Below are 18825 nucleotides of genomic sequence, written 5' to 3' on the forward strand. Positions count from 1 at the left end.
TCCTTATTTTAGACGATATAGCAAGAAATAATTGGAGCTTGTTAATACTTTATGGTGAACAGACTATTGTTTGCTCACATAATTTCACAACCCAATTGTTGAGCGATTTGTGTTAGGTGCTCTTCTGAGTCAAGCTTGATCGACCATTTCATATCACCAGTATTTGCTGACAGTACATTTGCTCCATTACCTATCAAAACCACATTCTCAGCACTTGCCTGCATGACAACCATATTCTCACCGCTAGTTTTCACGACTATCTCATGTGGAGTCATGATAATTTTTCCATTTTTGTACTCTAGTACCACATTAACCTCAACGTGTTTTATTTTCTTTTCACCGCAACAGTCAACCTGCTAGTACAAACTAAACGGTCTCTTTCATCTGTTATATTGATTTGCCACACTTGGGTGGTCACACCCAAATGCAATGGCTCTGCTTTCCCGATCACTAAGCCATTTCTCATAGAACGAATATGATTTGCGTTGATATCTAACCCAACACAATATGCGCCTGACTCGACGCAGAAATTTGCTGCAACAGACCCTAACGTCTCCGCTAACACCACTGACGCGCCACCATGAAGCATCCCCAAAGGTTGATGAGTAAAGGAACATACCGGCATAGTCGCTGATATTGAGTTGTCATCAAAGTCAGTATATTGAATCTGCAAATGTTCAATCAGTGTGTTCTTAGATGTCTCATTAAGTACATTAAGATCAATATCTCGTTTCCAGATCGCCATTTATTGTCTCCCACCCACTATCATTAAGTGCATCTTTATATTCCTTGGGTATAATACCCGCGTTTTTATTGTTAACCCACGAGAGATGTTTATGTCTATCGAAGCTTCGTTACTTGAACGCAGCCAGTCCAAGTGTGAGCTATGCTCAAGTACCACTCAGCTGACACCTTACATAGTACCACCTCACAGCCAACTGACTGTGGATCATAGCATTTTAGTATGTGAAAAGTGCATGAGTGAAATTGACAGTCCTGAAGATATTAATCATTGGCGCTGTTTAGGTGATAGTATGTGGAGCCAAGTCGCCCCTGTTCAAGTAACTGCATGGAGACAGCTTACACGCCTTAATACTGAAAGTTGGGCGCAAGATTTGCTCGATATGATGTACATGGAAGAAGAGCAACAGAATTGGGCCATGATTGGCATGTCAGAAGATGATAAACCATTAGACTGTAATGGTGTTGAGCTTAAAAAAGGTGACGACGTCACGGTTATCAAAGACCTTCCAATCAAGGGTAGCTCACAAGTGATAAAGCAAGGTACTGTCATCCGAGGTATTAGCCTTTCGTCCAACGATCCAACTCATATCCAAGGCAAAGCTAACGGGCAAGCAATGTTTGTGATTGCAGAATACTGTCGCAAAAAATAACTTCAAACTCATAGCCTAAGCGTGTAAATGGCACTTTGTTAGTGCCATTTTTTGTTGTTTAAGGTAAGAAATACCTTGTACTCCTGCCTCCTGCATCGGACTTCACTAAACAACCTAGCTCTAAAAGCGTCGCTAGATGCCTTGTCGCTGTTGCCCGGCTCACCTTGGCTACTTTCTGATACTGGCTAGTATTGATACCTTGAGAAAAGTCGCCATCTAACATGCGATTGACAACTTTTACTTGTTCAGCTGTCAACTGAGTCTGATCTACATTTCTCCAATAATTCGTCTTGTAGACGGTCTTGTCAATTTCACTTAAAACTCCTGAAAATGTTTCTTCTAAAATGTCTAGAAACCACAACAGCCAACCCGTGATATTCAAGTCACTTTTCTGTGTATCTTCCAATATCTGATAGTAGCTTTTTCTATTCGCCAAGATTCCTACCGACATTGCATAAAAGCGTACCGACTGCTTTTCTGCCTGCGCCAACGCTAGATCGGTCAATAAACGGGTAATACGGCCATTACCGTCGTCAAGTGGGTGAAGCGTGACAAACCACAAGTGAGTAATTGCTGCTCGTAACAACGGATCAAGCGTGTAGTCGTTTTTAGACTGGTTAAACCATTCAAAAAAGATCTTTAGTTCCGCTTCCAATATTTCTCGGTTTGGCGCTTCAAAGTGAATCGTAGGTTTATCAATTCTCCCTGATACCACTTGCATCGGTTCATTGCCACGTAATTGCCCACCAATAACAGGGTTGAAAAGGGTGTAACCTTGCGGGAAGAGCTTTTTATGCCATTCTAATATTCGATAGAGATCTAGAGGTTCATCTAGGTTTTCTACTGCATCGAGCATAATCTCAGCGAGACCATCCGTTTGCTCAGTAGTTGGGAAAGGTCTTTCCTCACTTAAGCCAAGTTTGTTCGCTAAAGATGAGCGCACAGAAAAGGCATTGAGCTTTTCACCTTCTATAGCACTAGAATGAACAATGTTTGCTAACAAGGTATCCAGCATAGTTTGTTGTTGGTCTTGCGATTGCGCACTAACTTTGCCGAGTAATATGCCTTGGTTGAGCCTCACCTCTCTGAGCCTGGGCTCTATAACTTGCTCATCCCAACGAAAGTTAGGCCATTCTTCACGCTGCCATATCCACATATAAGCCTCAAGTGAGTCGAATAAAACCGTCATTTGACTCAAATTATGATTCATTTAAAAATATCTTTCAACTCACATTATGATTTGATTAGAGAACTTAATCGACTCAAAGTGAATTATACGCTGTTGAAATGAAGAGGCACTTCTGACTAATAACATTCAAAAGTGCCCTTGAGCAAGATCGATCGGGTTCAATATTTTCTATCTTCACCAAGAATATTAGTGATGTAGTTGTTTGCCAAAGCGTAAGTGTCGAGCATTAGACATCATTACTTGGAAGGTTGCTTGATCAACGCACAATAAAGTCTCATGATCGCCAGCTTCGATATAAACTTTATCGAGATTGTCCAACAGTTCATCACACGCCACCATTAGGTTATATGGTTCACCTAGGGGTGGTACAGCGCCTTTTTTACAGTCCCAAAACGTACTATAAATTGCTGGCTCTTTGAGTAATGAATACCTAGCATTGAAGTTTTCGTTTAAAGCAGAAAAACTGATTTTCGTATCAGCGGGCAAAACAGCCATTAACCGACGACCTTCATGATCTTCCAGTAGCACTGCCTTGGCCAAATGATGTATAGGAACTTTAGAGGCAATCGCACTATCAATAGAGCTCGTACTTTGATAGTGAGAAATGATGTCATAATCAATAGCCTCTCGTTCTAGATAACGATTTACTCTAGCGGCAATAGTCATAGTTCTTTCCTCCTAGGCTAGCTAACTAAGTAATTTAGTCAACTTCAAGCCCATCTCTTTTCACACCATTACATTCGAGTTTCTTAAGCTGTATCTCGCCGCAATAATATGAAGGAAATGTGTACTAAAAAGTATATATGCAAATGGAGTGATGCAGCGTAAATAAGAGCAAGATTTACCGGTTTTATTTCTAGTGATAGTAAACATTTTTGCCAATAAAGAATTGAAGGTAGAGCGCTTGGAATAAAAAGGGGTAATCAACCAGATAGAGTGATATATGAATCAGTATAATCAGCCAAAATTTAGCAATGAAACGAAGTTTCATATACAAAATCAATGATTACACTTTTTACTCTACAAAAACTCGTTGTCATGGTGTTAACTAAGTGTGAAACAAATTGTTTACCTTACTGTCCATGTTGTACCGTTGAGTGACGAATACTCACTTGATTCCCCCCTTCCCCCAGTACAACATGACAACGCCGCTTGTAATAAGCGGCGCTTTTTTTGGGTATAAAAAAACCAGCATATTCATGCTGGTTCTTTCTGATTAGTAGTACACCTACCAACCTTTGGCTGAACGCATTATCGGTTGATACCAATATCTCTTTGCATGTGACCTGACAAATCATTCACGTTGTAAGAACGAGAAACTTTGTCGTCTGCAAAAAGTACATCTACAAGATGTTTGAACAGTCCTTTGAAGTCAACCGAGTAACGTTTTTCGCCCAAGTCAGTCGATGCAACGTTTTCTACTACATTGATTGCGTGTGCCATATGCGCCTCTCAGAAGTTTATGATTCAGAATTCACGCGCATGATAAAAAATATCGCATACCATAAACAATGACATATTTTTGCGATTTGGATTAGTTTATCTAATGAAACAAGTCGTTAACAAGAGCCAATAACAAATATGCAATTAGCTCAATTTTTACACCTATCAATGCAGTTAAGGTGATTTTTTATTCACTGACCAACTTAGGCACTTTCTTGGTTAACATACCAGCAACATGAGAAATTGATCACAATTACATTAACGGTCAAATAACTGACATTATTCCTACAAATTGTCCCTGATTTGTTTGTTTTTTAGTGCTTTAGACCTTGTATCGAGCACAGATAATACAACCGCAGTAATCATAGTCAAAATCAGCACAGAGAGTGAAATCAGTGTTGGTATCTTCCATGCAGTATGCACTAGTGCCATTTTAACACCAATGAATACCATGATGAATGACAGTGCAGGTTTAAGATAAATAAACTTATCAATCATACCCTGCAAAACAAAGTACAGCGAACGCAGGCCTAATAGAGCGAATACATTCGCAGCCAAAACTAAAAATGGTTGATGTGTCACTGCAAAAATAGCTGGAATAGAGTCAAGGGCAAACATGACATCGGCAAAAGCTATCACTACTAAAACAATGGCAAACGGCGTAATGTGACGCTTCCCCTTTGTTATTGTCGAAAGATTTGTACCGTGAAACTTCTCCGTTACAGGTGCCACCCTTCTCAAGAGTTTTTCTGGCCAAGGGTTTAGCTTTTCTTCTCCTTTATCGATAGCTAGGCTTACACCCGTCCATATTAGGAATACCGCAAAGACATAAAATAGCCATTGGAATTCATCTAACAAGTGAATTCCAATAACAATCATACCCGCACGTAGCAATAGCGCGCCAATAACACCTAGTAACAGCGCTCTAGGTCTAAGGTTGTCTGGAACTGCATATTGGCTAAATATGATGGCGAAAATAAAGAGGTTATCGACACTCAGCGATTTCTCTAATAGATATCCAGTAATGAATGCCGTAGTCGCTTGTGAAGCGCTATAGATACTATTAGGGTCGATATATGACCAAAAGAAATGAATGAACACAGCGAAGCATAGAGCGAGTAGAAACCAGACAACACTCCAAATAGCGGCGTGCTTGATTGTCACTCGACCATGGCGAGTTAACCAGATATCAAGTAAAACGAGAACGAGAGTAAAAACAAAAAAGGAAAAGTACATTGTTGGGGTCATAAATCCTCCAATTGCAGAAGGATCGGGTATAAACCCTAGACGAAACCTTCCGCAAACAAAACAAATACTCCTCTCGCATTAAAATACAGAGTGGAGCTAATTAAGTTGCGTTGGTCTCGTCGAAGCGTTAGATAATCTCTAACGCCCATACTTACCGGATAAGCCAATGCTTAACGAGATGACGATAAGTATGCTCTAGGCGACTACTCCCCAAAACAAGGCGATAATATATTGAAAGGTAAAACATGTCTATAGTGACAATGACAACAGCCAGCACTATTTAGTGCTTAAACTCCAACAAATGGTAAGAAATAAACCAAAACTGACCACACGCCGATCCAAGCTGCTACTAACACGAAATCTACCCAATCTTTATCCCACATATCCTAAACCTCTCAGCGAACCTAGACTCATCAACTCCGCCGAACGAAATAAACACAGTGGGAAATTAGCAACCTTTATGCCAGTCTATTACATTGCTGTGATTGGGTTGAGGTCGATTAATTGTTTCAGGGTGATCGGTTAATAGTTCTATAAAGCAGTCCGCCATAGAAAAATTAGAGACATATCCTTCGCCCTCCATATTCAGCATTGCATGATACCCTTCTTTGCCCTTCATTGAATAAGCAGAAGAACTACCCGTATATAGCTTATTTTTTTCAACAAGTTGCCAGCCATGTGATGCGCTATAAATCTCGAGATCCACAACACGCTGTCCAATGCGATTCCCCGCCAAGTAGCGGTATCTAAGGTTGTAAGTGTAAGGGTATGAACCTGTGCCAGTCCCACTCACTCCATTGTTGGTTGCATTGTTTATCGCTCCCTCTATAACTGAAGCGATAACCTCACCCGTTATACGATAACTGCCGATAGGAACGGCAAAAGGCAGTAACTTTCCGGCAATATCTGCCACGGAGACGTTTCCTTCATTAAGAGCAGTTCTTACACCTCCAGCATTGTGAATCGCAAACTCTACTTCGCCACCATGTTTGTTAAGCATATAGTGAAAGGACTGGGCAACCAATGGCGCTATTTCGCTAGGCCCTTTTTCATCAGGTAATCGGACGTGACGTAAAGTTCTGCTTGCATGAGCTATCACCTTTTGTTGTAACTTTCTAACTCGAGGGATGTATTTATCTAGCAGCACACCTTGCACCTCGGGATCCTTTTTACACACCACTACATTAGGATGCTGCCCAAGAAAATCACAAGCTGAAATATGGGCTTCATCAGTTCCTGCTGTATCCATATTGGCATCTAAAAATAGCCTTCGTCCTAGCAGCAATTCATTCCTACCATTGAATTGTGTAACACGACCTTTAGCGTCAAACTCAATTTCGCAGTGACCAAGGCAAAGAGCGTTTGAGCCAGACTGAACTACGTAGGTCTCGTTGACTTTAATGCCATAGTCATCGTTCTTACCTAGGCCGATAGCACTAAAATCACCCTGTAACATATGACTATGCCCGCCCACTACAAGACTTAAACCGTTGACTTGTTTGGCCAACTGAATATCTTCCTCGTAGCCCAAATGGCTTAATAGGATGATTTTATTCACGCCTTTAGATTGGATATCCTTTATCGTATTTCGCACCGTATTAAGGGCATTAACGAAGGGCGTATCTGGGTCTGGGTTTGCAATATCCTGCATTTTATCGATCGAAACACCAAATATTGCCACTGGCTCTTGGTTAACTAATTTGCATATCCATTGGGCGCGTTGAGATTCAGGTATATAAGAAAGAACATTTTGACTCTCTGATACCCGTGACAGCTTACTGCTATCTTCATTAGATAGGTCCCAGTTACCAGCCAGCAAAGGAAAGTTGATTTTTTTAACAAATGCTGCCACTGGTTCATTGCCCATATCAAGCTCATGGTTGCCTAGTGTCATTGCGTCTAGCTGAAGTTCGTTCAACATATCAGCATTCGCTTTTCCTTTAAAAAGCGAAAAATACAACGTTCCTTGGAAGCAATCACCCGCGTGAAGAAATAGAAATCCCTTCTTCATACGCTTTGCATCAGATTTAAGTTGGTGGACTCTTGTTGCGATACGTGCAAATCCACCAGCACTGACATACGGTCGAAGCTGGTGACCATCTTGTTCTATTGTGAGCTGTAATGAGGTCGGTTCGAAATAGGAATGCGTGTCGTTGATATGAGCTAGCGTGAGCTTCAGCGGCTTGTTTTTCTGCGCTTTGTCATTCATTTTATTTTCTCTTTTCATCCTCGTTACACTAGCACAGAAATTGTGACAGAACCATGATAGGAAAAATCCTGTGTAATCGTGAATTGGTTCATCTACGCACGTCCAAATATGCATTATGCTTATAAGTATTAAGCCATTTTTTAACGGAGCCCAGTTGGAAATACTAAAACGGAGTTATTGCTTTAGGAGTCTACTCTATGCGATTAGAGCGAATCGAGATATCTGGCTTTAGAGGAATAAAGCGCCTCTCTCTTGCATTCGATGATTTAACAACGCTCATTGGGGAAAATACTTGGGGTAAATCTTCACTACTTGATGCCCTATCCATCGTCTTACCTGCGGAAGGAAAGCTCTATCAATTTGAGATGAGTGACTTCCATGTTGATTACTCTATCTCACACCCACAAACTCAGCACTTACAAATCGTATTGAGCTTGGTTGCTTCTGACAAGAAGGAACCTCTTGCCGGGAGGTATCGAAAAATCAAGCCTATATGGATTGAAGATCAAGCAGGTAACAACAAAATTTACTATCGAATCAGTGGCTCTAGGGATGGTTACAATGTCACTACAAATTATGCTTTTTTAAATGCGAACGGCTCTCCGATGCCTCTACATCATTCAGAAAAGCTCGCGCATGAACTTATGACGTTGCACCCTGTTATTCGACTTAGGGATTCAAGGCGATTTGAGCAGCAGCAAGCCACTAATGGCATTAATGCCAGAGTTGAAAAGCGTATCAACAATACCTGCAGGCGCTTATTAGCAATACCCGGCCATGTAAACAAAGGTGAAATACGTAGTAGCCTAAACTCAATGAATAGCCTTATCGAGCACTACTTTTCCTACAAGAGCCCACAGAGAAAAAATCCGAGAAAGCAAAGAGATGGCTTATTTTTCTCCTCTAATCATCGCGAAAAAAGCTTGAGCGAGGTGGTTGAAGAAACCAAAAGCCGTCAAACTCAACTTCTTTTAATGGGCCTCTTAAATGCATATTTGCAAGCAAAAGGGCCTACAGATCTGCGACGATGCGCTAGACCGCTACTAATACTCGAAGATCCAGAAGGTCGGTTGCATCCAACGCATTTGGCAAGAGCATGGAGTTTACTTCAGCTGCTACCGATGCAGAAAGTGTTAACAACAAATAGCTCAGAGTTACTTTCACAAGTGCCTCTCGGCACTATACGTCGTCTTATTCGACACTCAGACAAAACAATCGCAAGGTCTATTCCTGTAAAAGGTTTAAATAAGGACGAGTTGCGCCGAATTGGTTTCCACATACGCTTCCACCGCTCTGCAGCATTGTTTGCGCGTTGTTGGCTATTAGTTGAAGGGGAAACAGAAGTATGGCTATTCAACGAGTTAGCCAATCAATGCGGCTATAACCTTGCTGCGGAAGGCGTACAGATCATCGAGTTTGCTCAATCCGGGTTAAAATCCTTGATAAAAGTCGCGAAAGCATTCGGTATAGATTGGCATGTTGTGACAGATGGCGATGCTGCAGGCAAAAAATACGCAGCAGCCGTTCGCGGCCAACTTGATAACGAAATAGAGAATCACCGACTTACAGAATTACCAGATAGAGATATAGAACATTTCCTATACTCACATGGATTCGAGACTTTTTTTAAAGATATGATTCGTATTCCTCGTGACCACCCAATTCCAGCCAAAAAGGTAGTCACTAGAGTACTCAAAAAACACGCTAAGCCAGATCTCGCACTCGCTATTGTTGCCTACTGCGAAGAGCAAGGTGTTGAAATAATACCTCTAGAGCTCCGATGGATATTGAAGAGGGTGATTACAATGGCAAATGGAAATACATAAAACATCAAGAATTTAAAGCGAAAACGCGCATCGAATGATGCGCGCTTAAGTAGGCGTTAATACCCATACGTATTTCTACTGCTTTATACCTTCAACATAAAGCTCCATATCTACATAGCTAGTATCACCCATCACTTGGATACCGAAATCAGCCAGTTCGATACGTGTTAAACCAGAAAATCCAGCTCGTTCGTTGCCCCACGGGTCTTTACCTGCTCCGATAAAATCAGCAACAATGGTGATCGGCTTCGTTTGACCATGAAGAGTTAAATTGCCTTGGATATCAAAAAGACCATTGCCTTTATCGATAACTTTAGTACTAACGAATTTCGTTTCTGGGTACTTTTTAGCATCTAGGAAATCATCGCTTCGAATATGTTTATCACGCTCAGCATGGTTCGAGTCTACACTTCTTGTATCGACCGTAACTGAGACAGTTGATGCTTCAATGTTTTTAGGATCATAAGTAAAATCCCCTTGAAACTTGTCGAAACGGCCTACTGTATAGCTAAAACCAAGGTGGCTCACTTTGAAATTGACCGAAGCATGCGCACCTTTAGTATCGATTTTATAATCAGCAGCATTTGCACCGAATGGAAGACTTATTCCTAACGCAAGTCCTACTGCAAGTAAGTTTTTCTTCATTTTAATGTTCCTATCATCTTCCGTAATGTATTGTCTTTGTTGATAAAATGGTGTTTCAATGCTGCAATTGCATGTAGTGCAGCCAAACTTATTAAAACAACCGCGCTATATAGGTGAATATCTCCGGCAATATCCGCTTGGTGAGAAAACAGCGCTCCTGCACCCGGCATAGTAAACCAATCAAACACATCTATCCCTCTACCATCTTCGGTAGAAATTAGGTAACCAGAGACAAAAATAACAAGTAATAGTAGGTATATTAATAGATGTGCAACCTTGGCAATCGCTATCTCCCAAGTATGCCCCTCTATTTCAGGTGACACGGTCACTGATTTCCAGAAAAACCTAAACACCGTAATCGCTAGCAATAAGATTCCGATAGACTTATGCCAGTGAGGCGCTAAGTTATACCACTTGCTGTAATAAGTTAAATCAACCATCCATAACCCTACAACAAACATCCCGATGATCACTATCGCTGAAAGCCAATGGATGATTCGCGCAAGTAAGTTGTAGTTGTTCCCTGATCCTTTGTGACCGTTATTCATTCCGACTCTTTGCTCCTGAGGCACACGCTTTCACAGTAGAAAGCCTATCCTTAAACCCTGTCGCACAGTATTTACTCTCCATCATGAAATGAAAACACAGTGATTTTGACCAATTTAGTCAAATAATTTGATGAAGGTTATGAAATTAGTTGTAAAAGTTCATTAACACCAACACGCATTGCGGGGGGGCAATACTGCTCTGGCCGTTTTGCATATTTTTCAAAAAGAAAGGTTGAGGTTGAAGATATTATTAATACACACCTCTTAAACTGCCAGAAATGGCAAACGGAGAATACAACCATATTGAGATTTCATAGCAGCATAAGAAATAGTGAATGAGGTTCCACTATTACCACTTTATGGTGGAATCGTAGGTGATGTTTTCATTTAGGAATCACTAATGTCAATTCTGTGTTAACCTTTTAACAATACCAAACAAAAGCAGACGGAGCGTGCTTAGGTGTTACTTGACGTTTTAGTTCAAAGTGTTAACGAGTTTCAATCAGATTGCATGGCACTGTGCGAAAAGCATTATCCAACAATCCATAATCAAGGCATTAACGGTAATCATTTAGGTGTAGCCTTTTCAAGGCGCCTTTCTCGTACGTTAGAAGACTTTGGACATGAATTTAATTATAGTGCGTTAGAGTCGAACGCAGCGAAGGATCCGTATACTCACTTCCGGGTGAGTTCTGAAGTTGGAACGGTTTGGATTATCACCTCACACATGACCAGTGCTGGAAAGGTTTGTCGCTCCAAGTTGCTCGCTCAAGTTGGAGTTTGGAGGCAAGAATATGGCTACGCGATTCAGCCTAACGACCTATTATTGTTGATTACTGATCATTGGATAAGCCGTAGTAAGCAAAGCCGAGAATTGCTTCATTGGTGGACTGGCCAGCTCCCGGATGAAATTGATGAATATAGCGCACAAGGAATTAACTTATTTACCAGTGATTCTCTTTTATCCCAAACACTGAATGATCACTATCGGCTTAGCCCCTACTATATTAAGTACGCTCACCCGATTAAGCACTCAAAGAACCAACAGTTGGTTCGAAAATACATTCAGCTATATGCCGTAGTACAGCTAAGCTAATTTATCGATAACTCGCCTACTTTTTCATGCCATCAAAAATAGGCGTTCCAAGAATTAAGTTTATATTAGTTCGCTTCACCATATTGTTCTAAATACAGCACCGTTGCTGCTGTTCTCGATGGAACGTCCAACTTCTTTAACAAGCTTTTCATGTGGACTTTCACTGTTGCTTCAGAGATAAACAGTAATTCTGCAATTTGCTTATTGCGATAACCTTTAGCAACATGCTGTAAAATTTGGGTTTCTCGTTGTGTAAGCCTATCAAATATAGTCTTGATACCGGTTTTCCCAACCAAGTAATCTTGAACCTCAGCGCTGTATACTTTATCACCACTTAACACTTTGGTTAGCCCTTCAATCAATACTTCAGGCTCAGTATCTTTCAAAAGATAACCATCGGCTCCTGCCGCCAACACAGCCTCAATATCAGATGGGCTATCAGAAACAGTTAGAACAACAATGATCGCATCTGAATCATCCGCCCTCAGAGCTTTAAGCGTATCTAGACCCGACATCCCTTTCATATTTAGGTCTAATACAATCAGTTCAGGCTCTAATTCCTTTGCTTTTGCTACTGCTTCAAAACCACTGCTTACATCAGCGAGCACTCTAAAGCGCTCTTCATCTTCTAATAGCTGATTAAGTCCCTTCCTCATCAGCGGGTGATCATCCACCAGCATAACGCTACACTGTAACATATCACTCTTCATTTTCTACCTTAGGGTATGTCAATACCACTTCACTCCCTTGATTAATCTTAGAATTTATTATAATCGAGCCATTAAGTCTGAGGGCACGCTCACGCATGATGCTTATTCCATAATGGTTGTCTTTTTTCTGTTCAGCATCGAACCCAATACCGTCATCCTTAATAGTAATGATCACTTCAGTTTCAACTTCAGTGCAATCAATCCAGATGTGCTCGGCTTTGGCATGCTTAATGGCGTTTAAGATTGCTTCGCGAATAAGCTGCAACAGGTGAACTTGCTGATTTGAGCTTAAGTCCAAACTTGATAGTTCGCTATTGCATAGAATTGTGGCTTTTGTCTGGCTGCTTAACTGATTAACCACTTCAGACAAGGCTAAGCCAAAACTGCCTTCTTTAATGTGAAGTCTAAATGTTGCCAACAACTCTCTAAGTTGGGTGTAAGCCGAGGAGAGTCCAATATCTAGCTCCGAAATCACGCTAACCAATTTGTTATTATCTTGATTCGATAATTTCTTAAGCCTAGACACCTGAATTTTAAGATAGGATAAAGATTGAGCCAGTGAGTCATGAAGCTCTCTGGCAATGGTTGCTCGCTCCTCCATCAAGATGAGTCTTTCAACCTGCCTTTGCGACCGATAGTAAGATATCGCTTGCGCAAATAGCTGAATAAAACTATCCACTATCGCTTGATCTGGCGGAACCAAATCAAACTCAAAGTAGAGATAGCCGAGGGATTCGCCGTTAAAGTACAACCTATGCTCAACTGACAGTTCACCTGACAGATCACCTTGTTTATAGATTTGACTACTTTCATGGGATTCATCGATCTGCAACTTCACAGCTTTAATACCCTCAACGTAGACAATATTCTTTAAAATGTTGGATAGGCTCTCTGGGTCAACACGCGATAAACTTAGTTGCTGCGCCGAATCATATAGCAGCTCTAACGAGTAATTCAGTTTCCTTAATCTATTGGTTTTCTCATCTACAATTCGTTCAAGGTTATGGTATTGATTTCCGAGTCCATACGCCATTTCATTGAACGTTTTAGCTAATGTGCCCATTTCGCTTTTGTTGCTTTCATCTAGCTGAATATCAAATTGTTGGTTTTGCACCTGCTCACTGGCCAAAAGCAAATCATTCATTGGCCCGACAACCTCTCGTCGTACAAATAACACCACATACAACCCAATAAAAAAGATACCAACCAAGCCCATACCACCAACCCACGCTAACCGAGTTAACATGTTTTCTGACATTTGTTGAAGTTTCAAAACGAAGGAATCAATCTGCGCTACAAAGGAGGCGACATGATCGAGATAATCATGCCTGTCCCCACTATTTAGAACAGCTTTCACTTTTTCCCATTGAGTAAGCAGTTCCTGATAATCGTCTTGAACTGGCTGGGGAACCATATTGTCAGTGAGGTACAGCATTGCATTCGAGTGTATCGAGTGGTCAAACATTAAAATGTGACTATCGTAGTCTTTGGAATCCGTTCGAATATCATTGGCTAAACGATAGCTCTGCATTCGCAAAGAACCCGCCACGTTCACAGCTTCTGCATCATTAATACTAATTGATAATGTCAGTATCGAAAAACCTGTGATAAGAATGGAGAGTACAACAATGGTTAACATCGAAGTTGCTATCGTTTTAGTCACTGAGCGCTTAACACTATCCAAGTCTATCTCCTAATTGATGGCATCACATTAATCTTGACACATAATAGACTGTATTCGTTTGATAAATATGTGAACCACCTCATCAACCTTTTTTGATCTAAAACAACCCCCGCAGCCAATTACCCCTAAAGGGTTATTTAAGCCCTTTTAGATAACACTACACTTTTTATGTGTATTGTATTTTGATTACGGATGGCCCCTCAATGGTGGACTTTGCAAAAAGGAATTTGTTTAAAGGGAGTACAAGTCCATCTCCAAATAAACCGACTTTGCCTTGGTTGAAAGACCCCGATACGTTTTTTGAAAAGTGCACTCGATGCAGCAAATGCACCGAGCATTGTGAAACGCACGTTATTAAACATAGTTCAGGTGGTTTCCCATCAATTGATTTTTCTGAAGGTGAATGCACTTTTTGCTATCAATGTGCTGAAGTATGCCCAGAATCACTGTTCATAAATCAAGACTCTTCCCCTTGGGACAACAAAGCCAATATTAGCGACGCTTGCTTAGCTGACAAAAACGTAGAGTGTCGCAGCTGCGCGGATGCCTGCGAACCAATGGCAATACAGTTTCAACTACGAATTGGTCAGGCCGCCAAACCTGCAATAGATTCAGACAAATGCAATGGATGTGGCGCATGTGTCGCTATTTGCCCCACCTCAGCGATCAATGTAACCGTTTCTGACATGGATGAAACCGAATATGGCACCTAAAAATGAAGTTCATATTTCAAGCTTAGTGGTTTACTCCGCTGCGAATGAAGTAAGCCAAACAATAAAACAAATAGAGCAACTCGACGGTGCTGAAGTTTATGGGCACAGCGAAGAAGGCAAAATTGTCGTCGTACTTGAGACAACTAATGAAGGCTTTGTTACTGACCTAATTGACACGATCAACCAAATACCAAGTGTTATCAATGCCGTATTGGTATACCACCAAATTGAGCATGAACACGAAAATAACAATTTTGACGGAACAAATTATTCCCAAGCGAAGGGGGAAGCATGAACTGGACTAGAAGAGCATTTATCAAAGCTAACGCTGCCGCATCAGCAGCTGCAGTTGCAGGCATTACCTTACCTGCATCTGCAACCAACCTCATTGTTAGCGAAGATAAGACCAAAATAAAGTGGGATAAAGCACCATGCCGTTTCTGTGGTACTGGTTGCTCTGTCTTAGTGGGCACACAAAATGGACGAGTCGTTGCTACGCAAGGCGACCCCTTATCACCGGTAAATAAGGGGCTTAACTGTATAAAAGGCTACTTTCTTTCAAAAATAATGTACGGGGGAGATCGCTTACAACAACCTCTTTTACGTATGAAGGATGGCCAATACAGTAAAGATGGCGAATTCACTCCTATTTCCTGGGATGAAGCTTTCGATATCATGGCTGAAAAGTGGAAAGCCGCTATCAAAGATAAAGGACCAACAAGCATAGGTATGTTCGGTTCAGGCCAGTGGACTGTCATGGAGGGCTATGCTGCGGTCAAAATGATGAAAGCCGGGTTTAGGTCAAACAACATAGACCCCAATGCTCGTCACTGTATGGCCTCGGCAGTAGGCGCGTTCATGCGCGCGTTTGGTATCGATGAACCAATGGGTTGCTATGACGACTTCGAACACGCGGACGCTTTCGTGCTTTGGGGCTCCAATATGGCAGAAATGCACCCTGTTCTTTGGACTCGCCTCACAGACAGAAGACTGAGCCATTCACATGTAAAAGTAAACGTTCTATCGACCTACTATCACCGTTCGTTTGAACTAGCAGATACTGGCTACATTTTTAAACCACAAACTGATCTGGCCATCGCGAACTTCATCGCTAACTACATTATTCAAAATGATGCCGTCAATTGGGATTTCGTAAATAAGTACACCAATTTCAAACAGGCCACCACTGATATTGGCTACGGTTTGCGCGACGATAATCCGCTGCAAAAAGCTGCGAAGAATCCAAATGTAGGTAAAGTATCTTCGATCACATTTGAAGAATACAAAAAATCGGTCGCACCATATACGCTTGAAAAAGTTTCCGAAATGTCAGGCGTAGATAAAGACAAACTGGTTGAACTTGCCAAACAATATGCGGATCCGAATACCAAAGTTATGTCTCTTTGGACAATGGGTATGAACCAACATACTCGCGGCGTTTGGATGAATGGTCTCATCTACAATATTCACTTGTTAACTGGGAAAATATCCACCCCCGGAAACAGCCCATTCTCGTTAACTGGCCAACCCTCTGCTTGTGGTACAGCTCGTGAAGTTGGCACGTTTGCACACAGACTGCCAGCAGATATGGTGGTAAAAAACCCAAAACATAGAAAGTTTGCGGAAAAGGTATGGAAACTTCCTGAGGGTACAATTCCACCAAAGCCCGGCGCACATGCAACACTGCAAAACAGACTGCTAAAAGACGGTAAGATCAACGCTTACTGGGTGCAGTGCAACAACAACATGCAAGCAGGGCCAAATATGAATGATGAAGCGCTTCCGGGCTATCGAAATCCAAAAAACTTCATTGTCGTCAGTGACGCCTACCCCACTGTCACCGCGCAAGCAGCTGACCTCGTATTGCCAACAGCAATGTGGATTGAAAAAGAAGGCGCCTACGGTAACGCTGAAAGACGGACACAAGCTTGGTACCAACAAGTTGAAACTGTCGGCGACGCAAAATCCGACTCGTGGCAAATTATGGAGTTCTCCAAACGTTTCAAAATGGAAGAAGTTTGGCCTGAAGAATTACTTGCCAAGAAACCAGAATATCGCGGCAAAACCATGTACGACGTGTTATTTAAAAACGGTGTAGTCGATCGCTATCCAGTTTCAGAAGCGAAAGACATGAATGATGATTCGCATCACTTCGGTTTCTACGTACAAAAAGGCCTGTTCGAAGAATACGCGTCTTTTGGCCGCGATCATGGCCACGATTTAGCACCGTACGACACCTATCAGAAAGTGAGAGGACTTAGGTGGCCAGTAGTTGATGGTGAAGAAACGTTATGGCGCTATAAAGTAGGCTCTGATCCATATGCCAAAAAAGGCGAAGGATGGGACTTTTATGGTAAGCCAGATGGCAAAGCTTGGATTATTTCAGCGCCGTATGAAGCTCCACCAGAGTCACCTGATGAAGAATATGACTTGTGGCTATGTACCGGACGTGTACTAGAACACTGGCATACAGGAACAATGACTCGACGAGTCCCAGAGTTGTACAAAGCTGTGCCTGACGCACTGTGTTATATCCACCCAGCAGACGCAAAAGAGAAAGGCTTGAGGCGTGGCCAAGAAGTCCTTATTTCCAATAAGCGAGGAGAAATACGCGCAAGGGTTGAAACCCGTGGACGTAACCGCCCTCCACAAGGACTGATCTTCGTGCCGTTTTTCGACGCACGAATACTGGTCAATAAGCTAATTCTCGACGCAACTGACCCGTTATCGAAGCAAACGGACTTTAAAAAGTGCCCAGTAAAAATAACCAAAGTGAGTTAACGGATTAAAGCTGCTTGGCTAACAGAGTGAGCAGCGTTTGCCTAATTGGCGGAGAAGACATGATGAAAAAATTAATAGCAGCACTTTCAATCATTGGGGTTGCATTGTCAGGTAGTGTTATCGCTGAGATCAACGACCCCGGAGGCATCGGTGGATTAGAGTCTTTACGCGGAACAGCCGTGCTAGAAGTGACACGCCCAGCCGACGAGCTTAAGAGTGTGCCCAAAGACCAGGTACTTGAAAGCGACTATGTATATCAGCCCCCGTTAATACCGCATAGCATTCGTGGTTATGAAGTTTCGTTAAACGCTAATAAGTGTTTAGCATGCCATAGCTGGAAGTATGCACAAGAGATGGGAGCAACCAAAATTAGCGTGACACATTACGTCAACCGAGAAGATGCAGTACTAGCTGATGTATCCCCTAGACGGTATTTCTGTCTACAGTGTCACGTTACGCAAGCTTCAGCCAAACCATTAGTAGAGAACAACTTCGAGAGTGTCGATTCACTTCGCTAAATTCTCTACGTGCAATGAAAGAGGCTAACTATGAGATTACTCAAAACATTTTGGAAGAGACTGAAAACGCCTAGTAAGGCCGCCGTCGGTGTCGTTCTTTTTATGGGGTTTATCGGCGGTCTGCTATTTTGGGGCGCATTTAACACAGGTATGGAAGCGACAAACTCAGAAGCATTTTGTGGCGGCTGCCACGCACCAATTGTGGCAGAAATACAAGAGACAATTCACTATTCTAACCGCTCTGGCGTACGCGCAATATGTTCAGACTGTCACGTCCCGCACAACTGGACAGACAAAATAATACGCAAAGTACAAGCTTCAAAAGAGTTATACGCTGAGTTTGTGTTGGATTCGATTGGAACGGAAGACAAGTTCAAAGCACGCCGCGCCCATTTAGCTGAACGAGAATGGGCAAGGCTTAAAAATAACGACTCACTGGAATGTCGTAACTGCCATCAGTTTGAATACATGGATTTCTCTGAACAAGGTCCAAGAAGTGCTAATTTGCACTCTACAGCGCTTGCTTCTGGGGAAAAAACCTGTGTTGACTGTCATAAAGGTATCGCCCATAAACTGCCAGATATGCATGGCGTTGAAGGCTGGCAATAAGGAGTAAAATATGAGTACCATGGAGTCTGTTATTTGGCATGTCTTAGGCTACTCGGCAATGCCTGTCATCATCCTCGGCGGCTTTGCAGTTGTCGCTGCATTATGTGTTTGGATTCTTTCTTTATGGAAAGATAAAGAAGTGTAACTTCACGCTCTTCAAGTTACCTTCGTATAAAGCTCCTATTTTGGGAGCTTTATTTTTTGCTAAATAT

The 18825-nt window shown here is 41.9% G+C and carries 20 protein-coding genes; 9 read left to right on the plus strand and 11 right to left on the minus strand.

Going from position 1 to position 18825, the window contains the following annotated elements:
- Positions 1 to 74: 74 nt before the first annotated feature.
- Together L7A31_RS03665 and L7A31_RS03670 are read right to left on the minus strand one after the other, a co-directional pair.
- Entirely contained in the window at positions 75 to 308 is a 234-nt protein-coding gene (locus L7A31_RS03665) for a DUF3389 family protein (protein ID WP_237360145.1), read from the minus strand.
- Between the two features lie 17 nt (positions 309 to 325).
- Positions 326 to 745 carry a hotdog fold thioesterase gene (locus L7A31_RS03670; protein ID WP_237360146.1) on the minus strand — a complete coding sequence of 140 codons (420 nt, stop codon included), beginning with the start codon at positions 743 to 745 and terminating at the stop codon, positions 326 to 328.
- A gap of 91 nt (positions 746 to 836) precedes the next feature.
- Here L7A31_RS03670 and L7A31_RS03675 point away from each other — a divergent pair, with 91 nt between their 5' ends.
- Positions 837 to 1394, plus strand: coding sequence for a PhnA domain-containing protein (locus L7A31_RS03675; RefSeq protein WP_237360147.1), 558 nt, complete (start codon positions 837 to 839; stop codon positions 1392 to 1394).
- Between the two features lie 58 nt (positions 1395 to 1452).
- Here L7A31_RS03675 and L7A31_RS03680 read toward each other — a convergent pair whose 3' ends face one another.
- The 5 genes from L7A31_RS03680 to L7A31_RS03700 form a co-directional block, all read right to left on the minus strand.
- On the minus strand, positions 1453 to 2550 hold the full coding sequence (locus L7A31_RS03680) for a Fic family protein (protein ID WP_237360746.1): 1098 nt from the start codon (positions 2548 to 2550) through the stop codon (positions 1453 to 1455).
- 219 nt (positions 2551 to 2769) lie between these two features.
- Positions 2770 to 3249, minus strand: coding sequence for an aminoacyl-tRNA deacylase (locus L7A31_RS03685; RefSeq protein WP_237360148.1), 480 nt, complete (start codon positions 3247 to 3249; stop codon positions 2770 to 2772).
- Between the two features lie 585 nt (positions 3250 to 3834).
- Positions 3835 to 4026: a hypothetical protein gene (locus tag L7A31_RS03690; RefSeq protein ID WP_237360149.1), complete on the minus strand. Its 192-nt coding sequence runs from the start codon at positions 4024 to 4026 to the stop codon at positions 3835 to 3837.
- 285 nt (positions 4027 to 4311) lie between these two features.
- Positions 4312 to 5274, minus strand: a complete 963-nt coding sequence (locus L7A31_RS03695; protein WP_237360150.1) for a TerC/Alx family metal homeostasis membrane protein — start codon at positions 5272 to 5274, stop codon at positions 4312 to 4314.
- 448 nt (positions 5275 to 5722) lie between these two features.
- Positions 5723 to 7483 (minus strand): bifunctional metallophosphatase/5'-nucleotidase, encoded by a 1761-nt coding sequence (locus L7A31_RS03700; protein ID WP_237360151.1) that lies wholly within the window; start codon positions 7481 to 7483, stop codon positions 5723 to 5725.
- A gap of 197 nt (positions 7484 to 7680) precedes the next feature.
- Between L7A31_RS03700 and L7A31_RS03705 the strand changes: the two genes are divergently transcribed.
- Entirely contained in the window at positions 7681 to 9309 is a 1629-nt protein-coding gene (locus tag L7A31_RS03705) for an ATP-dependent endonuclease (protein ID WP_237360152.1), read from the plus strand.
- Positions 9310 to 9384: 75 nt separating this feature from the next.
- On the opposite strand, the gene L7A31_RS03710 is transcribed toward L7A31_RS03705, so the two are convergent.
- Together L7A31_RS03710 and L7A31_RS03715 are read right to left on the minus strand one after the other, a co-directional pair.
- Positions 9385 to 9954 carry a YceI family protein gene (locus L7A31_RS03710; protein ID WP_237360153.1) on the minus strand — a complete coding sequence of 190 codons (570 nt, stop codon included), beginning with the start codon at positions 9952 to 9954 and terminating at the stop codon, positions 9385 to 9387.
- A complete protein-coding gene (locus L7A31_RS03715; protein ID WP_237360154.1) occupies positions 9951 to 10502 on the minus strand; it encodes a cytochrome b in 552 nt (183 codons plus the stop codon). The genes L7A31_RS03710 and L7A31_RS03715 overlap by 4 nt, the downstream gene beginning before the upstream one ends.
- 460 nt (positions 10503 to 10962) lie before the next feature.
- On the opposite strand from L7A31_RS03715, the gene L7A31_RS03720 reads away from it, so the two are divergent.
- Positions 10963 to 11598: a hypothetical protein gene (locus tag L7A31_RS03720; RefSeq protein ID WP_237360155.1), complete on the plus strand. Its 636-nt coding sequence runs from the start codon at positions 10963 to 10965 to the stop codon at positions 11596 to 11598.
- Between the two features lie 65 nt (positions 11599 to 11663).
- On the opposite strand, the gene L7A31_RS03725 is transcribed toward L7A31_RS03720, so the two are convergent.
- Complete coding sequence (locus L7A31_RS03725; RefSeq protein WP_237360747.1) at positions 11664 to 12296, minus strand: response regulator; 633 nt, start codon at positions 12294 to 12296, stop codon at positions 11664 to 11666.
- Position 12297: 1 nt separating this feature from the next.
- Entirely contained in the window at positions 12298 to 13947 is a 1650-nt protein-coding gene (gene narQ / locus L7A31_RS03730; protein WP_237360748.1) for a nitrate/nitrite two-component system sensor histidine kinase NarQ, read from the minus strand.
- Positions 13948 to 14195: 248 nt separating this feature from the next.
- Between narQ and napF the strand changes: the two genes are divergently transcribed.
- From napF to L7A31_RS03760, 6 genes are all read left to right on the plus strand, one after another.
- A complete protein-coding gene (gene napF / locus L7A31_RS03735; RefSeq protein WP_237360156.1) occupies positions 14196 to 14705 on the plus strand; it encodes a ferredoxin-type protein NapF in 510 nt (169 codons plus the stop codon).
- Complete coding sequence (locus tag L7A31_RS03740; RefSeq protein WP_237360157.1) at positions 14695 to 15000, plus strand: chaperone NapD; 306 nt, start codon at positions 14695 to 14697, stop codon at positions 14998 to 15000. Before napF ends, L7A31_RS03740 begins: the two co-directional genes overlap by 11 nt.
- Positions 14997 to 17486, plus strand: coding sequence for a periplasmic nitrate reductase subunit alpha (napA, locus tag L7A31_RS03745; RefSeq protein ID WP_237360158.1), 2490 nt, complete (start codon positions 14997 to 14999; stop codon positions 17484 to 17486). Before L7A31_RS03740 ends, napA begins: the two co-directional genes overlap by 4 nt.
- Before the next feature lie 62 nt (positions 17487 to 17548).
- Complete coding sequence (locus tag L7A31_RS03750; protein WP_237360749.1) at positions 17549 to 18004, plus strand: nitrate reductase cytochrome c-type subunit; 456 nt, start codon at positions 17549 to 17551, stop codon at positions 18002 to 18004.
- A gap of 30 nt (positions 18005 to 18034) precedes the next feature.
- Complete coding sequence (locus tag L7A31_RS03755) at positions 18035 to 18613, plus strand: NapC/NirT family cytochrome c (protein WP_237360159.1); 579 nt, start codon at positions 18035 to 18037, stop codon at positions 18611 to 18613.
- Positions 18614 to 18623: 10 nt separating this feature from the next.
- The gene (locus L7A31_RS03760) at positions 18624 to 18758 is read left to right on the plus strand and encodes a TIGR02808 family protein (protein WP_237360160.1); all 135 of its coding nucleotides are present in this window, start codon (positions 18624 to 18626) and stop codon (positions 18756 to 18758) included.
- Positions 18759 to 18825 lie beyond the last annotated feature (67 nt).

The organism is Vibrio marisflavi CECT 7928 (genome assembly GCF_921294215.1).
GTDB lineage: Bacteria > Pseudomonadota > Gammaproteobacteria > Enterobacterales > Vibrionaceae > Vibrio > Vibrio marisflavi.